The sequence below is a fragment of the Alcanivorax sp. HI0007 genome (assembly GCF_001635525.1).
In the GTDB taxonomy this organism is placed as follows: domain Bacteria; phylum Pseudomonadota; class Gammaproteobacteria; order Pseudomonadales; family Alcanivoracaceae; genus Alcanivorax.
Genome location: NZ_LWEJ01000172.1, coordinates 1 through 271, shown reverse-complemented (window position 1 = coordinate 271; position 271 = coordinate 1). Strand labels below are relative to the sequence as shown.

Annotated in this window: 1 pseudogene; it reads right to left on the bottom strand. The window is 61.3% G+C overall.

Annotation, left to right across the window (positions count from 1 at the left end):
* Positions 1-271, bottom strand: a pseudogene (locus tag A3714_RS09705) (DNA polymerase IV); the annotation flags it as partial.

Sequence of the window (271 nt, the reverse complement as noted above, 5' to 3'; positions counted from 1 at the left end):
GAAAGATATCGTGGATCTGTGCCGAGACCTTGCGATATTTGTCAAAGTTGGCGGGTACAATGACCAGTTCCGGGCACAGGCGCAGGGCGTGGGATGAGGCCATGGCGGAATGCACCCCGAAACGCCGGGCCGGGTAATTGCAGGTGGCGATAACGCCACGGCGGTTGGGGTCGCCCCCCACTGCCACGGGCCGATTGCGCAGGGACGGATCATCACGGATTTCCACGGCGGCGTAGAAGCAGTCGCAGTCCACGTGGATAATCTTGCGTGA